The organism is Streptomyces sp. NPDC090741 (genome assembly GCF_044769045.1).
GTDB lineage: Bacteria > Actinomycetota > Actinomycetes > Streptomycetales > Streptomycetaceae > Streptomyces.
Map to the genome: position 1 here is coordinate 170,627 of NZ_JBIVXF010000015.1, position 18,715 is coordinate 189,341.

The 18,715-nt window shown below is 72.7% G+C and carries 19 protein-coding genes; 8 read left to right on the forward strand and 11 right to left on the reverse strand.

What is annotated here, in order from left to right; all coding sequences use genetic code 11:
• Nucleotides 1-121: 121 nt before the first annotated feature.
• Complete coding sequence (locus ACIQU4_RS32705; protein ID WP_403738457.1) at nucleotides 122-748, reverse strand: YigZ family protein; 627 nt, start codon at nucleotides 746-748, stop codon at nucleotides 122-124.
• Between the two features lie 590 nt (nucleotides 749-1,338).
• Between ACIQU4_RS32705 and ACIQU4_RS32710 the strand changes: the two genes are divergently transcribed.
• A complete protein-coding gene (locus tag ACIQU4_RS32710) occupies nucleotides 1,339-2,583 on the forward strand; it encodes an IS110 family transposase (RefSeq protein ID WP_403738619.1) in 1,245 nt (414 codons plus the stop codon).
• On the opposite strand, the gene ACIQU4_RS32715 is transcribed toward ACIQU4_RS32710, so the two are convergent.
• Complete coding sequence (locus ACIQU4_RS32715; RefSeq protein ID WP_403738459.1) at nucleotides 2,580-3,014, reverse strand: hypothetical protein; 435 nt, start codon at nucleotides 3,012-3,014, stop codon at nucleotides 2,580-2,582. The genes ACIQU4_RS32710 and ACIQU4_RS32715 overlap by 4 nt on opposite strands.
• A 178-nt stretch (nucleotides 3,015-3,192) precedes the next feature.
• On the opposite strand from ACIQU4_RS32715, the gene ACIQU4_RS32720 reads away from it, so the two are divergent.
• Complete coding sequence (locus tag ACIQU4_RS32720; protein ID WP_403738462.1) at nucleotides 3,193-3,597, forward strand: CoA-binding protein; 405 nt, start codon at nucleotides 3,193-3,195, stop codon at nucleotides 3,595-3,597.
• Nucleotides 3,598-3,695: 98 nt separating this feature from the next.
• Nucleotides 3,696-4,562, forward strand: a complete 867-nt coding sequence (locus tag ACIQU4_RS32725; protein WP_403738465.1) for an EamA family transporter — start codon at nucleotides 3,696-3,698, stop codon at nucleotides 4,560-4,562.
• A 36-nt stretch (nucleotides 4,563-4,598) separates the two neighbouring features.
• Here the strand turns inward: ACIQU4_RS32725 and ACIQU4_RS32730 are convergent, their stop codons facing one another.
• Nucleotides 4,599-5,360 (reverse strand): acyltransferase, encoded by a 762-nt coding sequence (locus ACIQU4_RS32730; RefSeq protein WP_403738468.1) that lies wholly within the window; start codon nucleotides 5,358-5,360, stop codon nucleotides 4,599-4,601.
• 136 nt (nucleotides 5,361-5,496) lie between these two features.
• Here ACIQU4_RS32730 and ACIQU4_RS32735 point away from each other — a divergent pair, with 136 nt between their 5' ends.
• Nucleotides 5,497-6,048 carry a gamma carbonic anhydrase family protein gene (locus tag ACIQU4_RS32735; RefSeq protein WP_030158329.1) on the forward strand — a complete coding sequence of 184 codons (552 nt, stop codon included), beginning with the start codon at nucleotides 5,497-5,499 and terminating at the stop codon, nucleotides 6,046-6,048.
• A 55-nt stretch (nucleotides 6,049-6,103) separates the two neighbouring features.
• On the opposite strand, the gene ACIQU4_RS32740 is transcribed toward ACIQU4_RS32735, so the two are convergent.
• The 4 genes from ACIQU4_RS32740 to ACIQU4_RS32755 all read right to left on the reverse strand — a co-directional run bounded on the left by ACIQU4_RS32740 (nucleotide 6,104) and on the right by ACIQU4_RS32755 (nucleotide 10,262).
• Nucleotides 6,104-6,745, reverse strand: a complete 642-nt coding sequence (locus tag ACIQU4_RS32740) for a DedA family protein (protein ID WP_403738471.1) — start codon at nucleotides 6,743-6,745, stop codon at nucleotides 6,104-6,106.
• Between the two features lie 57 nt (nucleotides 6,746-6,802).
• A complete protein-coding gene (locus tag ACIQU4_RS32745) occupies nucleotides 6,803-9,316 on the reverse strand; it encodes a beta-glucosidase (protein WP_403738474.1) in 2,514 nt (837 codons plus the stop codon).
• A gap of 121 nt (nucleotides 9,317-9,437) precedes the next feature.
• Nucleotides 9,438-9,638 carry a type II toxin-antitoxin system VapB family antitoxin gene (locus ACIQU4_RS32750; RefSeq protein ID WP_403738621.1) on the reverse strand — a complete coding sequence of 67 codons (201 nt, stop codon included), beginning with the start codon at nucleotides 9,636-9,638 and terminating at the stop codon, nucleotides 9,438-9,440.
• Between the two features lie 171 nt (nucleotides 9,639-9,809).
• The gene (locus ACIQU4_RS32755; RefSeq protein WP_387288628.1) at nucleotides 9,810-10,262 is read right to left on the reverse strand and encodes a DUF4442 domain-containing protein; all 453 of its coding nucleotides are present in this window, start codon (nucleotides 10,260-10,262) and stop codon (nucleotides 9,810-9,812) included.
• Nucleotides 10,263-10,357: 95 nt separating this feature from the next.
• Between ACIQU4_RS32755 and ACIQU4_RS32760 the strand changes: the two genes are divergently transcribed.
• Nucleotides 10,358-11,386, forward strand: coding sequence for a hypothetical protein (locus ACIQU4_RS32760; RefSeq protein WP_403738477.1), 1,029 nt, complete (start codon nucleotides 10,358-10,360; stop codon nucleotides 11,384-11,386).
• A gap of 96 nt (nucleotides 11,387-11,482) precedes the next feature.
• Complete coding sequence (locus ACIQU4_RS32765) at nucleotides 11,483-12,808, forward strand: MFS transporter (protein ID WP_403738478.1); 1,326 nt, start codon at nucleotides 11,483-11,485, stop codon at nucleotides 12,806-12,808.
• Here the strand turns inward: ACIQU4_RS32765 and ACIQU4_RS32770 are convergent.
• The 4 genes from ACIQU4_RS32770 to ACIQU4_RS32785 form a co-directional block, all read right to left on the reverse strand.
• Nucleotides 12,795-13,586 carry a spermidine synthase gene (locus ACIQU4_RS32770; RefSeq protein WP_403738624.1) on the reverse strand — a complete coding sequence of 264 codons (792 nt, stop codon included), beginning with the start codon at nucleotides 13,584-13,586 and terminating at the stop codon, nucleotides 12,795-12,797. The genes ACIQU4_RS32765 and ACIQU4_RS32770 overlap by 14 nt on opposite strands.
• A gap of 139 nt (nucleotides 13,587-13,725) precedes the next feature.
• Entirely contained in the window at nucleotides 13,726-14,571 is an 846-nt protein-coding gene (locus ACIQU4_RS32775; RefSeq protein WP_403738480.1) for a patatin-like phospholipase family protein, read from the reverse strand.
• A 94-nt stretch (nucleotides 14,572-14,665) separates the two neighbouring features.
• A complete protein-coding gene (gene tuf / locus ACIQU4_RS32780) occupies nucleotides 14,666-15,847 on the reverse strand; it encodes an elongation factor Tu (protein WP_403738482.1) in 1,182 nt (393 codons plus the stop codon).
• A gap of 337 nt (nucleotides 15,848-16,184) precedes the next feature.
• The gene (locus ACIQU4_RS32785; protein WP_403738485.1) at nucleotides 16,185-16,901 is read right to left on the reverse strand and encodes a DNA alkylation repair protein; all 717 of its coding nucleotides are present in this window, start codon (nucleotides 16,899-16,901) and stop codon (nucleotides 16,185-16,187) included.
• Nucleotides 16,902-16,950: 49 nt separating this feature from the next.
• On the opposite strand from ACIQU4_RS32785, the gene ACIQU4_RS32790 reads away from it, so the two are divergent.
• Entirely contained in the window at nucleotides 16,951-17,676 is a 726-nt protein-coding gene (locus ACIQU4_RS32790; protein WP_403738488.1) for a TVP38/TMEM64 family protein, read from the forward strand.
• 48 nt (nucleotides 17,677-17,724) lie between these two features.
• Nucleotides 17,725-18,603 (forward strand): undecaprenyl-diphosphate phosphatase, encoded by an 879-nt coding sequence (locus ACIQU4_RS32795; protein WP_403738491.1) that lies wholly within the window; start codon nucleotides 17,725-17,727, stop codon nucleotides 18,601-18,603.
• Nucleotides 18,604-18,715: the final 112 nt, after the last annotated feature.

Consider the following 18,715-nt stretch of genomic DNA (forward strand, 5'->3'; position numbering starts at 1 on the left):
CGCCGGGCCCGCCGGACGTCTCGCCGCACATGTTTCTTCCGTCCCCCTGGTCGTCCCGGTCGTCTCCCGCTCCCTGAGCCCCTCTACGCTAACGCGTCACCGGGGCCCCCGGGCCCCGTCCTCAGGACGCGTACGTCTCCCCGCCGAGGGTGAGGGTGGCGCTGCCCGCCGTACTGTCGGCGAGCCAGGCCGCGAAGGCGGGCAGGTCCGCCTCCGGCAGGGCGACCTCGATCTCCACCGCCGCGCCGTAGCGCAGGTCCACCACGGTGCGGCCGGTGGAGCGCAGGTCGTTCTGCGTCTTGCCGGCCCGCTGGTGGTCCACCGTGACGGTGGCCAGCCGGTAGCGGCGGCGGGTGAGGGTGCCGAGCTCGTCGAGCGCCTCGCCGACGACTCCGCCGTAGGCCCGGATCAGACCGCCGGCACCGAGCTTCACGCCGCCGTAGTAACGGGTGACCACGGCCACCGCGAACCGGATGTCGCGGCGCATCAGCATCTGGAGCATGGGCACCCCGGCGGTGCCGCCGGGCTCCCCGTCGTCGCTGGCCTTCTGGACGGAGGCGTCGGCGCCGATGACGTAGGCGAAGCAGTTGTGCGTGGCGGTGGGGTGCTCCTTGCGGACGCGCGCGATGAACTCCTGCGCCTCCCGCTCCGTCGCGGCGGGCGCGAGCGAGCACAGGAAGCGCGAGCGGTTGATCTCCGACTCGTGCACGCCCTCACGGGCCACCGTCACGTACTGGTCCGACTTCACCGCTCCACCCTAATCCGTTGTTAAGAGCGGTCCGGCCGGAGGAGAACAGGCGGGCCGTTCGAGCGCCGGGGCCGTCACATCTGTCTCCACCCAGGCTTGCGAGGCCTTCCCGTAGATCGGTGGACGGCCCTGGCGCTCTGGGCGGCGGCGGTCGGGTGGGGGTCGAGGCGACGCCTTCCGTAAGCCGGGCATGTGATGCCTTCACGGAGATCGTGCGGGTCTCGGCGCCTCCCCAGCCCCGCCACCTTGATGGGTGTTGGCGCCCACGGGTGCCGGACGGATGCCTTCTCATCACCAGGCCGCTCAGGCCTTTGCCCAGAGGGACGGCGTCCGGCACCTTCGGACGTCAACACCCATCACCTTGATCACTCGTTGGTGTTGGTGGTGCGAGCCCGCGCCACGGTGACCTCTCGTTACGCCCGAGTCGCTCCGAGCTCCCGCATAGACCGAGGCCCGTGGGGTGAGCTGGTGCCACGAACAGCTACTGAGGTGGCGGACCGACCCTCGCGTCGAGTCCTGGGATTAGGTCGCTGCGTGGTCCCGCATGAGCTCGTGACCAGTACAAGCACCCGCTTATCGGGAGGGGAAAGATCTTGATCTACTGCGGCATCGACTGGGCGGAACGCACACACGACGTCGCCCTGGTCGACGACAGAGGCGAGTTACTGGCCAAGCGGCACATCACCGATGACGCCGCTGGCTACAAGATCCTGCTGGATCTGCTCGCCGAGTACGGCGACACGGAGGAATCCCCGATCCCGGTCGCGATCGAGACATCCCGGGGCTTGCTGGTCGCGGTGCTGCGGACCGGCAAGCGGCAGGTGTTCGCGATCAACCCGATGGCCGCCGCTCGCTACCGCGACCGTCACTCCGTCTCACGCAAGAAGTCAGACCCGGGCGACGCCCTGGTCCTGGCCAACGTGCTGCGGACCGATATGCACGCCCACCGGCCGCTTCCACAGGACAGCGACCTGGCCCGCGCCCTGTCTGTCCTCGCACGCGCCCAGCAGGACGCCACGTGGAACCGGCAGCAGATCTCCAACCAGCTCCGATCACTGCTGCGCGAGTACTACCCGGCCGCTCTCACCGCCTTCGAACCCTGGAAGAACGGGCTCTGCCGGCCCGAGGCCCACGAGCTCCTAAAGGCAGCCCCGACGCCGGCCAAGGCAGCTCGTCTTACCCGCACACAGTTACAGGCCGCGCTCAAGCGGGCCGGTCGCCAGCGGGGCATCGCAACCGAGGCCGAGCGGCTCCGCGACATCTTCCGGGCCGACTGCGCCCACCAGCCGCAGCTCGTCGAGGATGCACTCGGCAAGCAGATGCTCGCCCTCCTGGTTCAGCTGGAGGCCGCCTGCACAGCAGCCGACAACCTCGCCGAGGCGGTCGAAGAAGCATTCCCACAGCACCCGGACGCTGAGATCATCCTCAGCTTCCCCGGCCTCGGCACCCAGCTCGGCGCCCGGGTGCTCGCCGAGATCGGAGACGACCGGCAACGGTTCGCCGACGCCCGCGGACTGAAGGCATACGCCGGCGCCTCGCCCATCACCCGGGCCTCCGGCAAGAAGTCCAGCATCACCCGACGCTGGGTGAAGAACGACCGCCTCAACCACGCCGGATACCTCTGGGCGTTCTCCGCAATCACCGCCTCGCCCGGCGCCAAAGCCCACTACCGGCGGCGACGTGATGATCACGCTGACTGGCACGCTGCCGCACAGCGCAACCTGTTCAACCGCATGATTGGCCAGCTCTACCACTGCCTCCAGCAGGACCAGCAGTATGACGAGGAGCTGGCCTTCCCACCCCCACCTGCCGAGATGGGCACAGCGGCCGCCTAGCCAGGGGTCGCTTGCTGGTCCGGGGACCTCACCCAGGGGGCGAAGCGCTGATCCGGGCCTGCATCCTCGCGCCAATACCGCAGGACGGATTCCTGGACGACATCGAACCGCTCAGCTGCGATCAGGCACGAGACCGGCTCCTGCCCGCCCGCGTCGGCCTCGAAGGCGACCACGACGGGCGGCCTTTCGCCGACCTGACGCGTGACTCTGAGGAGCTCGTCCGCCGTCGGTGCACGGAAGATCGGATCGTAGAACACCGACGGGCAGCAGACGAAGAACGGATCGCCGAAGACCAATTCCAGGCCGTGGTGGTACGAGAGGTCATAGCCGGCAGCAAGCCTGAGCTGCCCGCTGTTCCAGGCGACCACGTCCCACTCCCACCAGGACCCTTCAGGGAGCTGGATCGCAGCATGCGCTCCGTCGATTTCCACCCGCGTCCCCCTTGCCCGTTCGAACAGATCGACAGGCTACACAGCGGCTATGACCGTGCGGCTTGACGAGTTAGGACCCTGAGGTGTCTACGGGGAATCGGACACCTGTCCTTTCGGTTGATCACCGGTGCGGGCCGGAGTGCCGGGCCGCACCGGAAGGCAACAGGAGGCGGCAACCGTGTACGGCGACCCGGCAACCATCCGCAAGATCCTCACCGAGCTCGGCGACACCTGGGCCGTGGTGGGCCTGTCCAACAACCGGGACCGGGCGGCCTACGGGGTGGCCCGCACGCTCCAGCGGTTCGGCAAGCGGGTCGTCCCCGTGCACCCGAAGGCGGAGACGGTGCACGGCGAGCAGGGGTACGCCTCGCTCGCGGAGATCCCGTTCGAGGTGGACGTGGTGGACGTCTTCGTGAACAGCCACCTGGCCGGGGCCGTCGCCGACGAGGCCGTGGCCGCGGGGGCGGACGCCGTCTGGTTCCAGCTCGGCGTGATCGACGAGGCCGCCTACGCCCGTACCCGCGAGGCCGGCCTGGAGATGGTGATGGACCGCTGCCCGGCCATCGAGATCCCGGCCCTCTGACCGACCCGTCCGGGGTGGCGCGGTGCGGCTGAACTACCGTGCGGGGTGTTGCGCGCCGCACTCCCCCGTTCACTGCACCGTACTGCGAGGCCCCCGTCATGACCGCCCTCTTCGCCCTGGCCACAGCCCTGCTGTGGGGTCTCGCCGACTTCGGCGGGGGGCTGCTGACCCGCCGGCTGCCGGCGCTCACGGTGGTCGTGGTCTCCCAGGTCCTCGCCGTCATCGTGCTCGGCGCGGTCGTCCTGGGGACGGGCGCCTGGCGGGAGGCCGGGCCGCAGCTGTGGTTCGCGGTCGCGGCGGGCCTGGTCGGGCCGGTCGCCATGCTCTGCTTCTACGAGGCGCTGGCGCTCGGGCCGATGGGCGTGGTCTCGCCGCTCGGCTCGCTCGGGGTGGTCGTGCCCGTCGCGGCCGGGCTGGCCCTGGGCGAGCGGCCCGGGCTCGGGCAGTTCGCGGGGATCGCGGTGGCCGTCGTGGGCATCGTCCTCGCGGGCGGCCCGGAGCTGCGCGGTGCGCCCGTACAGCGCCGGGCGGTCGTGCTCACGCTGACCGCGGCCTTCGGGTTCGGTGCGGTGATGGCCCTGATCGCGCACGCGTCGAGCAGCGTCACCGGGCTCTTCCTCGCCCTGTTCGTCCAGCGGGTCACCAACGTGGCCGCGGGCGGCGCGGCCCTGTGGGTCCGGACCCGGCGCGGCGCCCCGGCCCTGCCGGCGGGGACGGGCCCGCGGATCCTGTGGTGGCTGCTGCCCGCGCTGGCCTTCGTCGGGCTGGCGGACGTCGCGGCGAACGGCACGTACTCCGTGGCCGCCCAGCACGGTCCGGTGACCGTGGCCGCCGTACTGTCCTCGCTCTACCCGGTGATCACCGCGCTCGCCGCCTTCGTCGTCCTCAAGGAGCGGCTGCGGACGGTCCAGGCGGCCGGCGCCGGGCTGGCCCTGGCCGGAACGGTTCTGCTCGCCGCGGGCTAGCAGGCGAACGGGCTGGCGGGCCAACGCGCCGGCGGGCTAGTGCGTGTCCGCCGAGCGCTGCTCGGCCTCCGCCAGCAGCGCCACCGCGCGCAGCTGCTCCGGCGTCACCCCTTCCGGGATCGGCACCGGCGCGGGGGTCCGCAGCGGCGGCTGCCAGCCCGTCTCCGGCTGCCACCGGCGGACGATCCGCGCGGGCGCCCCGGCCACCACCGCGTGGTCCGGCACCTCGCCCCGTACGACGGCCCCCGCGGCCACCACCACGTTGCGGCCCAGCCGCGCCCCCGGCAGGATCACCGCGCCCGTGCCGAGCCAGCAGCCCGGGCCCACCTCCACCGGCGCGCTGCGCGGCCACTGCTTGCCGACGGGCTCGTGCGGATCGTCGTAACTGTGGTTCGTGGAGGTGATGTACACCCCGGGGCCGCAGAAGGTGTCGTCCCCGATGGTGATCCGGGTGTCGGCTATGACGTGGGTGTCCCGGCCGAGCACGACGCCGTTGCCGAGGACCAGCACCGGCTCGGTCCCGAGGTCGAGCCCCGGCATCATCCCGGCGGTCAGCGTGACCTGCTCGCCGATGATGCAGTGGTCGCCGAGGCGGATCCACGGCTCTCCGAAGACCGTGCCCTGGGGGAAGGCGAGGCGGGTGCCGTGTCCGATCGCCCCGAAGCGCAGCCGGCCCGGCGTCTGCGCGGTGACCGCACCGGCCTGCTGCATCCAGCGCCAGCAGGCGTGGACCGCGCGATTGGCGAGCCTGCGGCGCAGGCCGGTCAGCGATGAGAACGTGTTCTGGTTCTTCGGCACCGGGTCACCGTAACGCGCGAAGCGCCCGTGCGCGCCGTGATCTTCACCCCATCGCCGGTCGGGCCGGGCCCGTGCCCTACCGTGCCGGTAGCGCGACAGCAGGGCACTCCAGCACACAGGACTGAGGAAGAGAAACATGACGTATCACGCGGACCGGGGCCAGGCGCTCGTCGCGGGCGTGGGCGGCAAGAGCCCGCAGATCGACCCCACGGCCTTCGCCGCACCGACCTCGGTCGTGGTCGGCGACGTCACGATGGCCCCGAACTCGAGCATCTGGTACTCGGCGGTACTGCGCGCCGACTGCGGCCCCATCTCGCTCGGCGCGGACAGCAATGTGCAGGACAACTGCACGCTGCACGTCGACCCCGGATTCCCGGTCTCGATCGGCGAGCGCGTCTCCATCGGTCACAACGCCGTGGTGCACGGCTGCACCGTCGAGGACGACTGCCTCATCGGCATGGGCGCCACGGTCCTCAACGGCGCGGTGATCGGTGCCGGCTCGCTGGTCGCCGCGCAGGCGCTGGTCCCGCAGGGCATGGTGGTCCCGCCCGGTTCGCTGGTCGCGGGCGTGCCGGCCAAGGTGCGGCGCGAGCTGACCGACGAGGAGCGCGAGGGCATCAAGGTCAACGCGCTGATGTACGCGGACCTGGCCAAGCAGCACCGCGCCGCCGTCCAGCCCCCGCAGTAACCGTACGCACGTACCCGCGCCCCGCCCGCGCCGCGCCCGCGCCCCGCGGCCGGGGCTACTCGGCCGCGGCGGCCGCCGTCTCCGTTTCCGCCGCGGCCGCCTTCTTCATCCGGCCGCGCAGCACCAGCGTCACCGTGAGGCCGATCACCAGGGCGAGCACCAGCGCGACCCAGGAGAAGCCCTTGAGCCACGGCTCCGCGACGATGCCGATGGTGTAGATGACGGCCGTGGTGCCGCCCGCCCAGAGGATTCCGCCGAGGACGTTCGCGACGAGGAACCGCCAGTACGGCATGTGCAGGACGCCCGCCAGCGGGCCTGCGAAGATCCGCAGCAGGGCCACGAACCGCCCGAAGAAGACGGCCCACATGCCCCACTTCTCGAAGGCGCGCTCTGCCTGGGCCACGTGCTCCGGCCCGAAGTGCTTGGGGAAGCGCCGGCCGAGGCGCTCCAGCAGCGGCTTGCCGCCCCTGCGCCCGATCGCGTAGCCGATCGAGTCGCCGACGATCGCCCCGGTGGACGCGCAGATCCCCAGGACCACGGGGTCGATCTCGCCGTGCTGCGAGGCCAGCAGCGCCGAGCTGACCAGGACGATTTCTCCCGGCAGCGGGATGCCGAGGCTCTCCAGCCCGATGACCAGACCCACCAGGAGATAGATGCTGACCGCCGGAATCGTCTCCAGCCATTCCTGGATGTGCACCGGTACGTCCTCCCGAATCGCGGCGGCGCGTCCCCTGTGACCCGCCGAACGGGCAGCCTATCTGCTCTTGACCACAGCCTTTGCCCGCAGGTGGAGTTCGCGGGAGGAACGGCCCGCGAACACTTCACGACGGCCTGAACCGAGCACCCAGGCACGCGCTTCGGGGTCCCAGGAGGACAGCGCGCGGGCATCGATGTCCAGGACCACCTGCTGCGCCTCTCCCGGTGCCAGGGTGAGCCGCCGATAGCCGGCCAGCGCGCGCACCGGCTGGTCGAGTTTCAGATCCGCGGAGGGGCCGACGTACACCTGGGCCACCTCGGTGCCCTTGCGGCGTCCGGTGTTGCGGACCGTGAACTCCACCCGCAGCCCGCCACGCTCCGGCCGCACGGTGAGGTTCTCGTACTCCCAGGTCGTGTACGAGAGCCCGTGCCCGAACGGGAACAGCGGGGCCACCCGCTGAGCGTCGTACCAGCGGTGGCCGACGTGGACGCCCTCTCCGTACTCCTGCCTCCCGCCCACCCCCGGGTAGCGCAGCGGGTCCCCGCCGACCGGGGTCGCCTGCTCGTCGGCCGGGAAGGTCTGGGTGAGCCGGCCACCCGGGTCCACGTCCCCGAAGAGGAGGTCGGCGGTGGCTCCGGCGCCCTCCTGGCCCGGGTAGTACATCTGGAGAACCGCTCCGGTACGGGAGAGCCACGGCATCGTCGTACTGGAGGAGGTGTTGAGCACGACCGTGGTGCGGGGGTTCACGGCGGCGACCGCCTCGATCAGCCGCGACTGCCCGCCTGGCAGCCCCAGCGAGGTGCGGTCGGTGCCCTCGGAGGCGTCCTCGTAGGCGAACAGCACGACGCTGTGCGCCTGCTCGGCGGCCTTCACGGCCTCGGCGAGGTCGGCGGCGCGGGTCGCGTTCGTGGTGTGCCGCAGCCGGAACCGCTGCCCCTTGGCCCCGCCCTCGGCGAAAACGGAGAGCCGGTGGGTGCCGGCCGTGAGGGTGAGGGTGCGGCGGCGGACCGCGAGCCCGTCGGGCGCCGCGCCCAGAAGTCCGCCGGCGAACTGCTCGGCCACGCCCTGCCGGACCGGGAACAGCTCCTCGCCGTCGAGGCGCACGCCGGGCCGCTTCCCGGTGTAGTGGACGTGCAGCGTCCACTCGTCGTCCGCGGCGAGCGTGAACTCGCCCTCGTGGCTCCAGCTCCGCCCGGCCTCCACGCGCCGGTCGGCCAGGTCCGCGGCCGGGGTCAGCAGTTTCGCCGGGAGCGGGCGGCCGTACAGGTCCTCGCCGAGCGCGTAGCGCACCGTACTGCCGTTGCCGGCGCGCCGCCTGATCGCGTCGAGCGGGGCGGGCGCCTGGTCGGGGACCACGTGTGCGCTGCCCCCGCCGCTGACGAAGGGCAGCTGCCCGGTGGGTCCGATCACGGCGATCGAGCGGGCCGCGGCGCCGGTCAGCGGCAGGGTGGCGTGCTCGTTGCGCAGCAGCACCGCACCCGCGGCCGCGACCCGGCGGGCGACGCGGGCCCCGGCGGCGGCGTCGCGGGCGGGCCGGGCCGGCGGGCGCGCCGCGAGCAGCCCGAACCGGTCCATGGTGGCCAGGATCCGGCGTACCGCGAGGTCCACGGTGTCCTCGTGCACGGAGCCGCCGCGCACCGCCTGCTGGAGCGGGGCGCCGAAGTGGGTGCCGCCGGGCATCTCCATGTCGAGGCCGGCGCCGATGGCGGCGACGGTGCTGTGGGCGGCGTTCCAGTCGGACATCACCCAGCCGCCGAACCCCCAGCGCCCTCGCAGCAGTTCGTCGAGCAGGGGCTTGCTCTCGCACGCATATGTGCCGTTGACCTTGTTGTACGCGCCCATCACCGCGCCGGCCCCGGCGGCGACGGCGGCCTCGAAGCCGCGCAGCTCCGTCTCGTGCAGGGTCTGTTCGGCGGCGACGGCGTCGACGGTGTCGCGGCCCTGCTCCTGATTGTTCAGGGCGAAGTGCTTGACGGTGGCGATGAGCCCCTCGTCCTGGATGCCGCGGACCACCTCCGCGACGAGGTCCGCGGTCAGCCGGGGGTCCTCGGCGAAGGTCTCGAAGTTCCGCCCGGCGTAGGGGGTGCGGATCAGGTTGGCCATCGGGGAGAGGAGCACGTCCTGGCCGAGCGCCCGGCCCTCGCGCCCGATGACCCTGCCGTACTCGCGGGCCAGCGCCGGGTCGAAGGCGGAGGCCAGCATGACGGGGGCGGGCAGTGCGGTGGCGGGCCTCGCAACCCGTACCCCGGCCGGTCCGTCGGCGAGCCGCAGCGCCGGGATGCCGAGGCGCGGTACGCCGGGCACGTACCCGGCCTGGCCGAGCGGGGCGGGGTCCGGGCCGCCGTGCAGCAGGGCGGTCTTCTCCTCCAGGGTGAGCCGCTCCAGGAGGGCGTCGATGCGGGCGGCGCTGCCGGGCCGGGCCGCGGCTCCGGTCGCCGCGGCGGATGCCGAGGCCTTACGGGGGACCGCGCCGCCGGGCGGCACCGCGGCCACGCAGCCGCCCGCTCCCAGGGCGGCGCCCACCGCCCCGAGCAGCCCGATCGCGCGGCGTCTGGACACGGCCTCGCTCATGGGCGCTCCCTGCGGCTGCGGCTCGGGTCGGCGGGAGCGGCCCGCGCCGGACCGCTCCCCCGCCCACTGTGCGCTGCCGCCGCGCCCGGGCCCGCCGGACGCGCCACCGCCACCCCGAGTTTCAGCCCTGCGGCGGCTGCTCCAGGGCGTCGGCCTCGCGGCGCGGCCCGTCCTGCGCCTGTACGCGCGCCTCGGTGCGGTGCCCGCGCGCGATGTAGTCCCGTACGACGGCCTCCACGGCGTCCTGTGGCGAACCGATCCCGGCGAGGACCATCACCTCCACCACGAGCTCGGCGTCGAGCTTGATCTCGACCTTGGCCACGGCCACCTCCGGTTCGTCGCCCGCGGACTGCGACACCCTGCCCGCGGACTCCAGCCCTGCCCGCGCTCTCACCCGTGAAAACACGAACCCGCCCGGGACGCGGGTCGTCTCGTCCTCGGGCGGGTCCTCGACCGGCGGCGGCGCTGCGGGCGGCCGGCGTGCAGCGGCCGGTTACGCGTTCGGGCGCAGGGTCCAGACGACCGTCATCTCGCCCGTCACGGCCTCGTCCTCGCGCTGGATGGCGATGGTGACGGGGAACTCGGGGCGGCCGCCCGCATCGAGTTCGGCGATGACCTCGGCGGCCGGGCGGCCGAGGGTGGCGGTGGCCGTCACGACGCCCTTGGCGAGCTTCTTGTAGCCGATCTCGGCCTTGACGGCGAGGGGCACGGCGCGCGAGAGCTGGTCGGCGAAGGCGGCCAGGACGATCGCGCCGCTCGCGGACTCGGCGAGGGTGAACATGGCGCCGGCGTGCGGGCCGCCCACGTGGTTGTGGTAGTCGGGCTGGTCCGGCAGCCGGACTACCGCACGCTCGGGGGTGGTCTCCAGGAACTGGAGGTTCAGGGTCCGGGCCATCGGCACCGTCGCGGCGAGCAGTTCGCCCACGTTCATCTGATCTGCGCTCATGGAATGCGATGTTACCCGCGAGTAGACACCCTGGCCAGACCTTCACACGGGGCGGACGTGCCTCCCGGTACCCGCTCCCACTATCGTTACCGGCCATGTGGCCAGGACAGCAGCAGCCGCCCGGGGGACAGCAGAACCCTCAGGACGCGCATCAGAACCCGTACCAGCAGCAGGGGCAGCCGGGACAACAGCCGAACCCCTACGAGCAGCAGCAGCCCGGCTACGGATACCCGCAGGCCGGCTACCAGACCCCGCCGCCGGTCCAGCCGTGGGGCCAGCCGACGCAGGCCATGCAGCCGCCGCAGAGCGGCGGGAGCCCCTTCTCCACGAAGACGGTGGCCATCGTCGCGGCGGCCGCGGTCGTCGTGGTGGCGGCCGGCACCGGCGCATTCGTCCTGACCCGGGACGACAAGAAGAACGACGTGGCCGACAACAAGCCCGCCGCGTCCTCCTCGGCCCCGGCCACTGCCCAGGCCCCGGCCCCGCCCGGCGCCAACCCGCGCGCCGGCGGGGACGTCAAGCCGGTGATCCCCGGCTGGAAGGTCGTCCTCAACCCCAAGTACGGCACCGCCTTCGACGTCCCGCCGGAGTGGAACGTCGCGAGCGCCGGCGTCATCTCGGGCTTCGAGGACGCGAGCAAGAACGACGGCATGCCGCTCACCACCTTCTCCGCGCCGGCCTTCCTCAAGGAGGACTGGTGCAAGGTCGACTCCAACAAGGACGGCCGCGAGGAGTCGACCGGACTCGCCGGGACCGGCACCAAGGGCGGCCAGGGTGCCAAGGACACCGCCGAGGCGGTGAAGAACGAGGCCGGCAACTGGGCGTTCGCCGCGTTCGCGCAGAAGGCGCCCAAGGGCACCGTGAAGGTCTCGGAGCCGAAGGAGTACACCACCTCCTCCGGTCTCAAGGGCCACATGGCGAGCGCGACGGCGGTCGGCGTGCCCAAGGCGGACAAGTGCACCACCGACGGCAAGTCCATCGCCTTCAGCTTCAAGACCGCCAACGGTGACTTCTCCAGCTGGATCCTCTACAGCGCCACCGGCGTCCAGGGCGAGGTCCCCCAGGAGACGATGGACAAGATCCTCAGCTCGGTGCGCCTCAACGGCACCGCCAGCAGCAGCTGACCCACCGCGCCGATCCCTTCGGCACCATTCGTCCCACCCCGCGCCCCGGGCCCTAATCCGTTTGGATTCTCGGCCCGGGGCGTGGATAGTCCGGGGGTGAGCTCTCCCCCCACCGCCCCGTCCCGTACGACCGCACACCGCCGCCGGCCCGCCTGGGCGGGCCGCAACTACACCCTGCTCACGGGCGCCGCGGTCGTGACGAACCTGGGCAGCCACGGAGCGCTCATCGCCTCGGCCTTCGCCGTCCTGGAGGCCGGCGGCTCCGGCGGCGACGTCGGCCTGGTGGCGGCGGCCCGTACCCTCCCGCTCGTGCTGTTCCTGCTCATAGGCGGCGCGCTCGCCGACCGGCTGCCGCGCCACCACGTGATGGTCGCGGCCAACGCCCTCAACTGCGTCTCTCAGGCGGCCTTCGCCGTCCTCGTCCTGACCGGGCACCCCCAGCTGTGGCAGATGATGCTGCTCACCGCGCTCTGCGGCACGGGCCAGGCGTTCTTCAACCCGGCCGCCGAGGGCATGCTGCTCTCCAGCGTCTCCGGTGAGCACGCCAACCGCGCCTTCGCCCTCTTCCGGATGGCGATGAACGGCGCCGGCATCGGCGGGGCCGCCCTCGGCGGAGCCATGATCGCCGCGATCGGCCCCGGCTGGGTCCTGGCCGTGGACGCCGCCGCGTTCGCGATCGCCGGAGCCCTGCGCGCCTTCCTCGACGTCAGCCATGTCGCCGGCCGGGCTCCCGGCGGCGGGCTGCTGGCGGACCTGCGGGAGGGCTGGGTGGAGTTCCGGACCCGGCCCTGGCTGTGGAGCATCGTGCTCCAGTTCTCCGTGGTCGTCGCCGTCGTCGGCGCCGCGGAGGCGGTGTACGGGCCTCTGGTCGCCCGGGACCAACTGGGCGGGCCGGGCCCATGGGGCCTGGCTCTGGGGTTCTTCGGCATCGGCACCATCGCCGGGGCCGTCCTGATGATGGTGTGGAAACCGCGCCGGCTGCTGCTGGTCGGCACCCTGTGCGTGTTCCCGCTGGCGCTGCCCTCGGCGGGCCTGGCGATCCCGCTGCCGGTCTGGGGCCTGTGCGCGGTGATGTTCGTCAGCGGGGCCGCCATCGAGGTGTTCGGTGTGAACTGGATGACGACCATGCACCAGGAGATCCCGGAGGAGAAGTTCTCCCGCGTCTCGGCGTACGACTGGTTCGGCTCGGTGTCGATGCTCCCGCTGGCGACCGCCGTGGCCGGCCCGGTCGAGTCGGCCTTCGGCCGAACCTCCGCCCTGTGGGGCTGCGCCGCGCTGGTGGTGCTGGGCACCGCCGCGGTCCTCTTCGTCCCGGACGTACGCCGCCTGACCCGCAAGCCCGCTCCCCCGAAGGCCGCCTCGGTCCCGGCCGCCACCGCTCCCAACCCGGCGGACGCGCCCACCGGCGTCACCCGAGGCTGAACGCGCCCTCCGGCGGCTCCGGCGAAGCGACCGCGTCCGCGTCCGCCACCGGCACGGCCCCCTTCATGAACCGGGCCAGGGCCGCCCCGTCCTCGACCCGCGCGGCGAACGCATCGGCCGCGCACCGCCGGGACAGCGCGGCCACCGGCAGCTCCGCGTCCGAGGCGAGCAGTACGGCGTTCCCGAACCGCCGCCCGCGCAGCACCCCCGGCTCCGCGACGAGCGCGAGCTCCGCGAACACCGCGCCGAAATTGGCGAGCTGGGCCCGCAGGAACTCGAACGGCGCCCCGTCGGCCAGGTTCGCCGCGTACACCCCGCCCGGCCGCAGCACCCGCGCCGCCTCCCGCGCGTACTCCACGGAGGTCAGCTGCGCCGGTACGCGCGAGCCGCCGAACACGTCGGCGAGGAGTACGTCCGCGCTGTCCTCGGCCGCGCCCTCCAGCCAGGCCCGCGCATCGGCGGCGTGCACCGTGACACCCGACCCGGCCGGCAGCGGCAGGTGCTCGGCGACCAGATCCACCAGTGCGGCGTCGAACTCCACGACCTCCTGCCGGGAGCCCGGCCGGGTCACCGCCGCGTAGCGGGGCAGCGTCAGCGCGCCGCCGCCGAGGTGCAGCAGGTCCAGCGCGGCCCCGGGCTCCGCGACGCAGTCCAGGACGTGCGCGAGCCGCCGTACGTACTCGAACTCCAGGTGCCCTGGATCGTCGAGGTCCACGTACGACTGCGGCGCGCCGTCGACGGTCAGCAGCCAGGCCCGCTCCCGGTCCACGTCCGGCATCAGTTTGGCGGTGCCCTGGCCCACGTCCCGGATGACCGGGATCTGTTCGTCGCTCACCGCACCATTGTCCGGCAGGCGGCAGGCGGCAGGCGGCAGGCGGCAGGCAGCAGGCAGCAGGCAGCAGGCGGCAGGCAGCGGGTCAGGCCGCCCAGACGGCGGCCGCCTCGGCGGCGTGCTCCGCGGCCTGCGCGAGCCCGGCCCGCGCCGCCGGGTCCCGCCGCGCCGGATCCAGGACGTTGCGCCCGAAGGCCTTGCGGGCCTGCGCGGACGGGGTGATCAGCAGCACCCTCGCCCCCGCCTCGCGCAGCCGCGCCGCCTGGGCGGCAGGCGAGGGGACCAGCCCGGATCCGAGCGCCATCGGCGCGAGGATCACCACCCGCGCACAGCCGGAGGCGAGGTCCGCATTGGTCGCCGACCGGATCCCGCCGTCGATGAACCGGCGCCCGCCGACCGTGGCCGGCGGCCACACCCCGGGCACCGCGCAGCTCGCCGAGACCGCGTCGACCAGCCCGGCCCCGCTCTCGCGGTCGAAGGCGGCGAGCTCGCCGGTGAGCGCGTCGACGGCGGTGACGACGAGCCTGCGCTCGGGCCACGCGTGCGAGACGAGCCGGGCCGCCAGCACCTTGCGCCGCTCCGCCTCCTCACCGGTGTCGGCGGCGAGCGCGAGGGCACCGACCCGCCTGCGGTAGTTCTCCGGATCCCGCGAGCGCACCATCGCGACGGCGTACCGGGCGATGAGCCCCGTACCGAGCCGGGCGACGACCTCGCCGGCCGGGTCGCCGAGCTGGCGCTCGTACAGCTCCCGCGGGGTGAGCAGCCCGGAGGTGAGCTGGGCGCCCACCACCGAGCCGGCCGAGGTGCCGACGACGAGGTCGGCGGCGGTCAGGTCCACGCCCGCCTGCGCGAGCCCGTACAGGATCCCCGTCTCCCAGCCGATGCCGGTGAGTCCCCCGCCGCCCAGCACCAGTGCCGTATCGCCGCTCATCCCGGCCCGCCCCTCTCCGTACGCCCGTGGTGACGGCAGTCTGGCGCAGCCGGACCGCCGCCACCAGGGCGGGGTCGACGCCGCGGGCGGTGCCTCAGTCGAGCACGGCCGTGACCGTCCCCGCGCCGACGGTCCGCCCGCCCTCGCGGATCGCGAAGCCGAGCCCCGACTCCAGCGGTACGTCCCGTCCGAGCTCGACGGTCATCGCGACCGTCTCCCCGGGCCGGGCCACCGCGGCCGCGCCCAGGTCCACGTCCCCCACCACGTCCGCGGTGCGGATGTAGAACTGCGGCCGGTACCCGGACGCCACCGGGGTCGTCCGCCCGCCCTCCCGCGCGGAGAGCACGTACACCTGCGCGGTGAAGCGGCGCCTCGGTACGACGCTCCCGGGCTCGGCGACCACCTGCCCGCGGCGTACGCCGTCCCGCGGCACCCCGCGCAGCAGCAGCGCGACGTTGTCCCCGGCCTCCGCGGACTCCATCGGCTTCCCGAAGGTCTCCAGGCCGGTCACCACTGTCTCGACGGGCTCGCCGTCGCCGCCGAGGATGCTCACGCGGTCGCCCATGCGGACGCTGCCGCGCTCGACTGCGCCGGTCACGACGGTCCCGCGCCCGGTGATGGTCAGCACGTTCTCCACCGGCAGCAGGAACGGCGCGTCCGTGTACCGCACCGGCATGGGCACGTACGTGTCCACGGCGTCGAGCAGTGCCTCGATCGCCCCGGTCCAGCGCGGGTCGCCGTCCAGCGCGCCGAGTCCGGAGACCCGTACGACCGGAGCGCCGTCCCCGCCGTAACCGTTGGCGGTGAGCAGCTCGCGGACCTCCAGCTCGACCAGGTCGGTCAGCTCGGGGTCCCCGGCGTCGGCCTTGTTGAGCGCGACGACGATGTGGTTGACGCCGACCTGCCGGGCGAGGAGCACGTGCTCCGCCGTTTGTGGCATGACCCCGTCGAGCGCGGAGACGACGAGGATCGCCCCGTCGAGCTGGGCGGCGCCGGTGACCATGTTCTTGACGTAGTCGGCGTGCCCGGGCATGTCCACGTGGGCGTAGTGCCGGGTCTCGGTCTCGTACTCGACGTGCGTGAGGTTGATGGTGATGCCGCGCCGGGCCTCCTCGGGGGCCCGGTCGATGCGGTCGAACGGCACGAAGGAGGCGCCGCCGCGCTCGGCGAGGACCTTGGTGATGGCGGCGGTGAGGGTGGTCTTGCCGTGGTCGACGTGACCCATGGTGCCGATGTTCAGGTGCGGCTTGGTGCGCACGAAGGCCGTCTTGGCCATGATGTCTTCCCGAATGCTTCCGAAGCTGGAGACGGGACCCCTGGAGCGAACCGACCCTTCCCCTGTGGGGTCCGCCGGACGAGCCGGGAAGGGTCAGCTTCGTGCGCCGTCGAATGCGGCGAAGACAGTTGCCTCAAGGGCTTCGAATACCTCGAATGCCTCGAAGAGGAAAGCGGCAGCCTTCGGCGCGTCCGCGACTGCGGACGGCGCTGCGGGGAAGGCGTACCGGGACATGCCCCAGATCCTGCCGGACCGGCCCCGCCGCGTCGAATGAATTACCGCGCGGCTAGGGGGTGTCCGGCGGATCGTGGCCGGGCCCGGCCACGCCGGACACCCCCTAGAGGTTCTTGAGCGCTTCGCGCACCGACAGGGGGGAGAGCGAGTCCCGTTCCGCCTCGACGAAGGCGCGGACCGCCCGCGGGTCCGTCTTCGCGTACTCACGAAGCGCCCAGCCGATGGCCTTGCGGATGAAGAAGTCCGGGTGGCCGCACTGGCGGCGGCAGTACGCGAAGAGCCGTCCGGTGTCCGTCGCGGACTTGTAGCGCAGCTGGTGGAGGAGGGCGGTGCGGGCGAGCCAGAGGTCCTCGTCCCCGATCCACTCGTCCATCACGGCCGTGAGCTCCGGGTCGGCGGCCACGAGCGGGCCGGCCGCGTACGCCGCGAGGAGGTCGACCGTGTCCCACCACGGGGCGGTGACGATCAGCCGGCGCACCACCGGCAGGAAGCCGGAGGAGCAGACCCCGACGTGGCGGCGCAGGTAGTCCACCGCGAAGTAGTGGTACTCGCGCTCCGGGAGCTCCCAGCACCGCAGCACGAGCGCCGCGACGTCCGCCTCCGCCGGCTTCGCGCTCTGCCCGGTCACGGTTTTCGACAGTTCGCGCCGCAGCGGGGTGCGGATGCCGAGGAAGGGCGCGACGTCCTTCATGTACGCGGCCATGGACAGGGCCCGCTCCGGGTCGGCGGCCGCTCCGTACGTCGTCGTGAGGCGGTCCATGAGGGTGTCCGCGAGGGCGCTGCGCGGGACCTTCGGGGGTCGCTGGTCGTTCGGCCGCATGAGGCCCAGATTACGGCGCGACGCCGCATTCGTCGGTTAGTCTCCCCTGATGTCCCTCCTCCTCGCGCCGTGGACCCGGCTGTCGCTGCTCGTCGTGCTGCTGCTGGCGGCCGGCGTGTGCGTCGTGCTGTACGAGCCCCAGCGCATCCTGTCGGAGGGCTGGCCCCCGGGACTCCCGGTCGGTGCGGCGGTCCTGCTGTTCGCGGCCGCATACGGGGTGGGCACCGCGGCCCTGGTGCCCCGGCCGCTGCTCAACCTCGCGGCGGGAGCCGTCTTCGGGATCCCCTTCGGCCTGGCCGCGGCGGTCGGCGGATCGGTCATCGGCGCCGGGATCTCCTTCGGGCTGGGCCGGATGATGGGTCGCGACGCCGTACGGCCACTGCTGCGCGGCCGCTGGCTCCGGGCGGCCGACGACCAGTTGGCCCGGCACGGCTTCCGCTCGATGCTGGCGGTCCGGATCTTCCCGGGCCTGCCCTTCGCGGTCGCCAACTACTGTGCGGCGGTGTCCCGTTGCGGCTGGCTGCCGTTCCTCCTCGCGACGGCGATCGGCGTCGTCCCGAACACCGCCGCGTACGTGGTCGCGGGTGCGAGCGCCTCCTCCCCGGACTCCCCCGCCTTCCTCGCCTCCTTCGGCTTCATCGCCGTCTCCGCGGTGGCGGCCGCGGTCGTCGGATGGCGCGGGCGGCACCGGCTGGCGCCCGTACCGGCGTGCGAAACGCACGATCCGATGCCCGTGCACCCCCCTGTGGTCAGCGCCGCTCCCCATGGGCCCTAGCATCGGACCCGAACTGTCCGACGATCACAAGGACGAGCACACCCCGACATGAGCTGGTTCGAATCCCTAATCCTCGGTCTCGTCCAGGGGCTTACGGAGTTCCTCCCGATCTCCTCCAGCGCCCATCTCCGGCTGACCGCGGCATTCGCCGGCTGGCAGGACCCGGGCGCGGCCTTCACCGCGATCACGCAGATCGGCACCGAGGCCGCCGTGCTGATCTACTTCCGCAAGGACATCGCGCGGATCATCTCCACGTGGTTCCGCTCGCTGTTCAACGCGTCGCTGCGCTCGGAGCAGGACGCCAAGATGGGCTGGCTGGTGATCGTCGGATCGATCCCGATCGGTGTCCTCGGCGTCGCGTTCAAGGACCAGATCACGGGCCCGGCCCGTGACCTCCGCCTGACCGCCACCACCCTGATCGTGATGGGCGTCGTACTCGGCATCGCGGACCGGCTGGCCGCGCGCGACGAGGAGGGGGGCCGGCACCGCGCCATCCGCGAGCGCAAGACGCTCAAGGAACTGGGCGTCAAGGACGGCCTGGTCTTCGGTCTCTGCCAGGCGATGGCACTGATCCCGGGTGTCTCCCGCTCCGGCGCGACGATCTCCGGCGGTCTGCTGCTGGGCTTCACGCGTGAGGCGGCCGCCCGCTACTCGTTCCTGCTCGCCATTCCGGCCGTACTGGCCTCGGGCGCGTTCGAGATCAAGGACGTCGTCGAGAGCCCGGGTCACATCACCTGGGGGCCGACGATCTTCGCCACGGTCATCGCGTTCTTCGTGGGCTACGTCGTCATCGCGTGGTTCATGAAGTTCATCTCCAGCAAGAGCTTCATGCCCTTCGTGATCTACCGGATCGCCCTGGGCATCGCACTGTTCGTGCTGATCGGCATGGGCGTGCTCAGCCCGTTCGCCGCCGAGTCGGCCGGCTGACGCCGCCGCTCACCGCTCACCGCTTCGCGTGAACCGGAGGCCGCTCGGGAACGTTCCCGGGCGGCCTCCGCGTCGTTGTGCCTGAAGAGACCTGAAGAGACCGGAAGGCAAA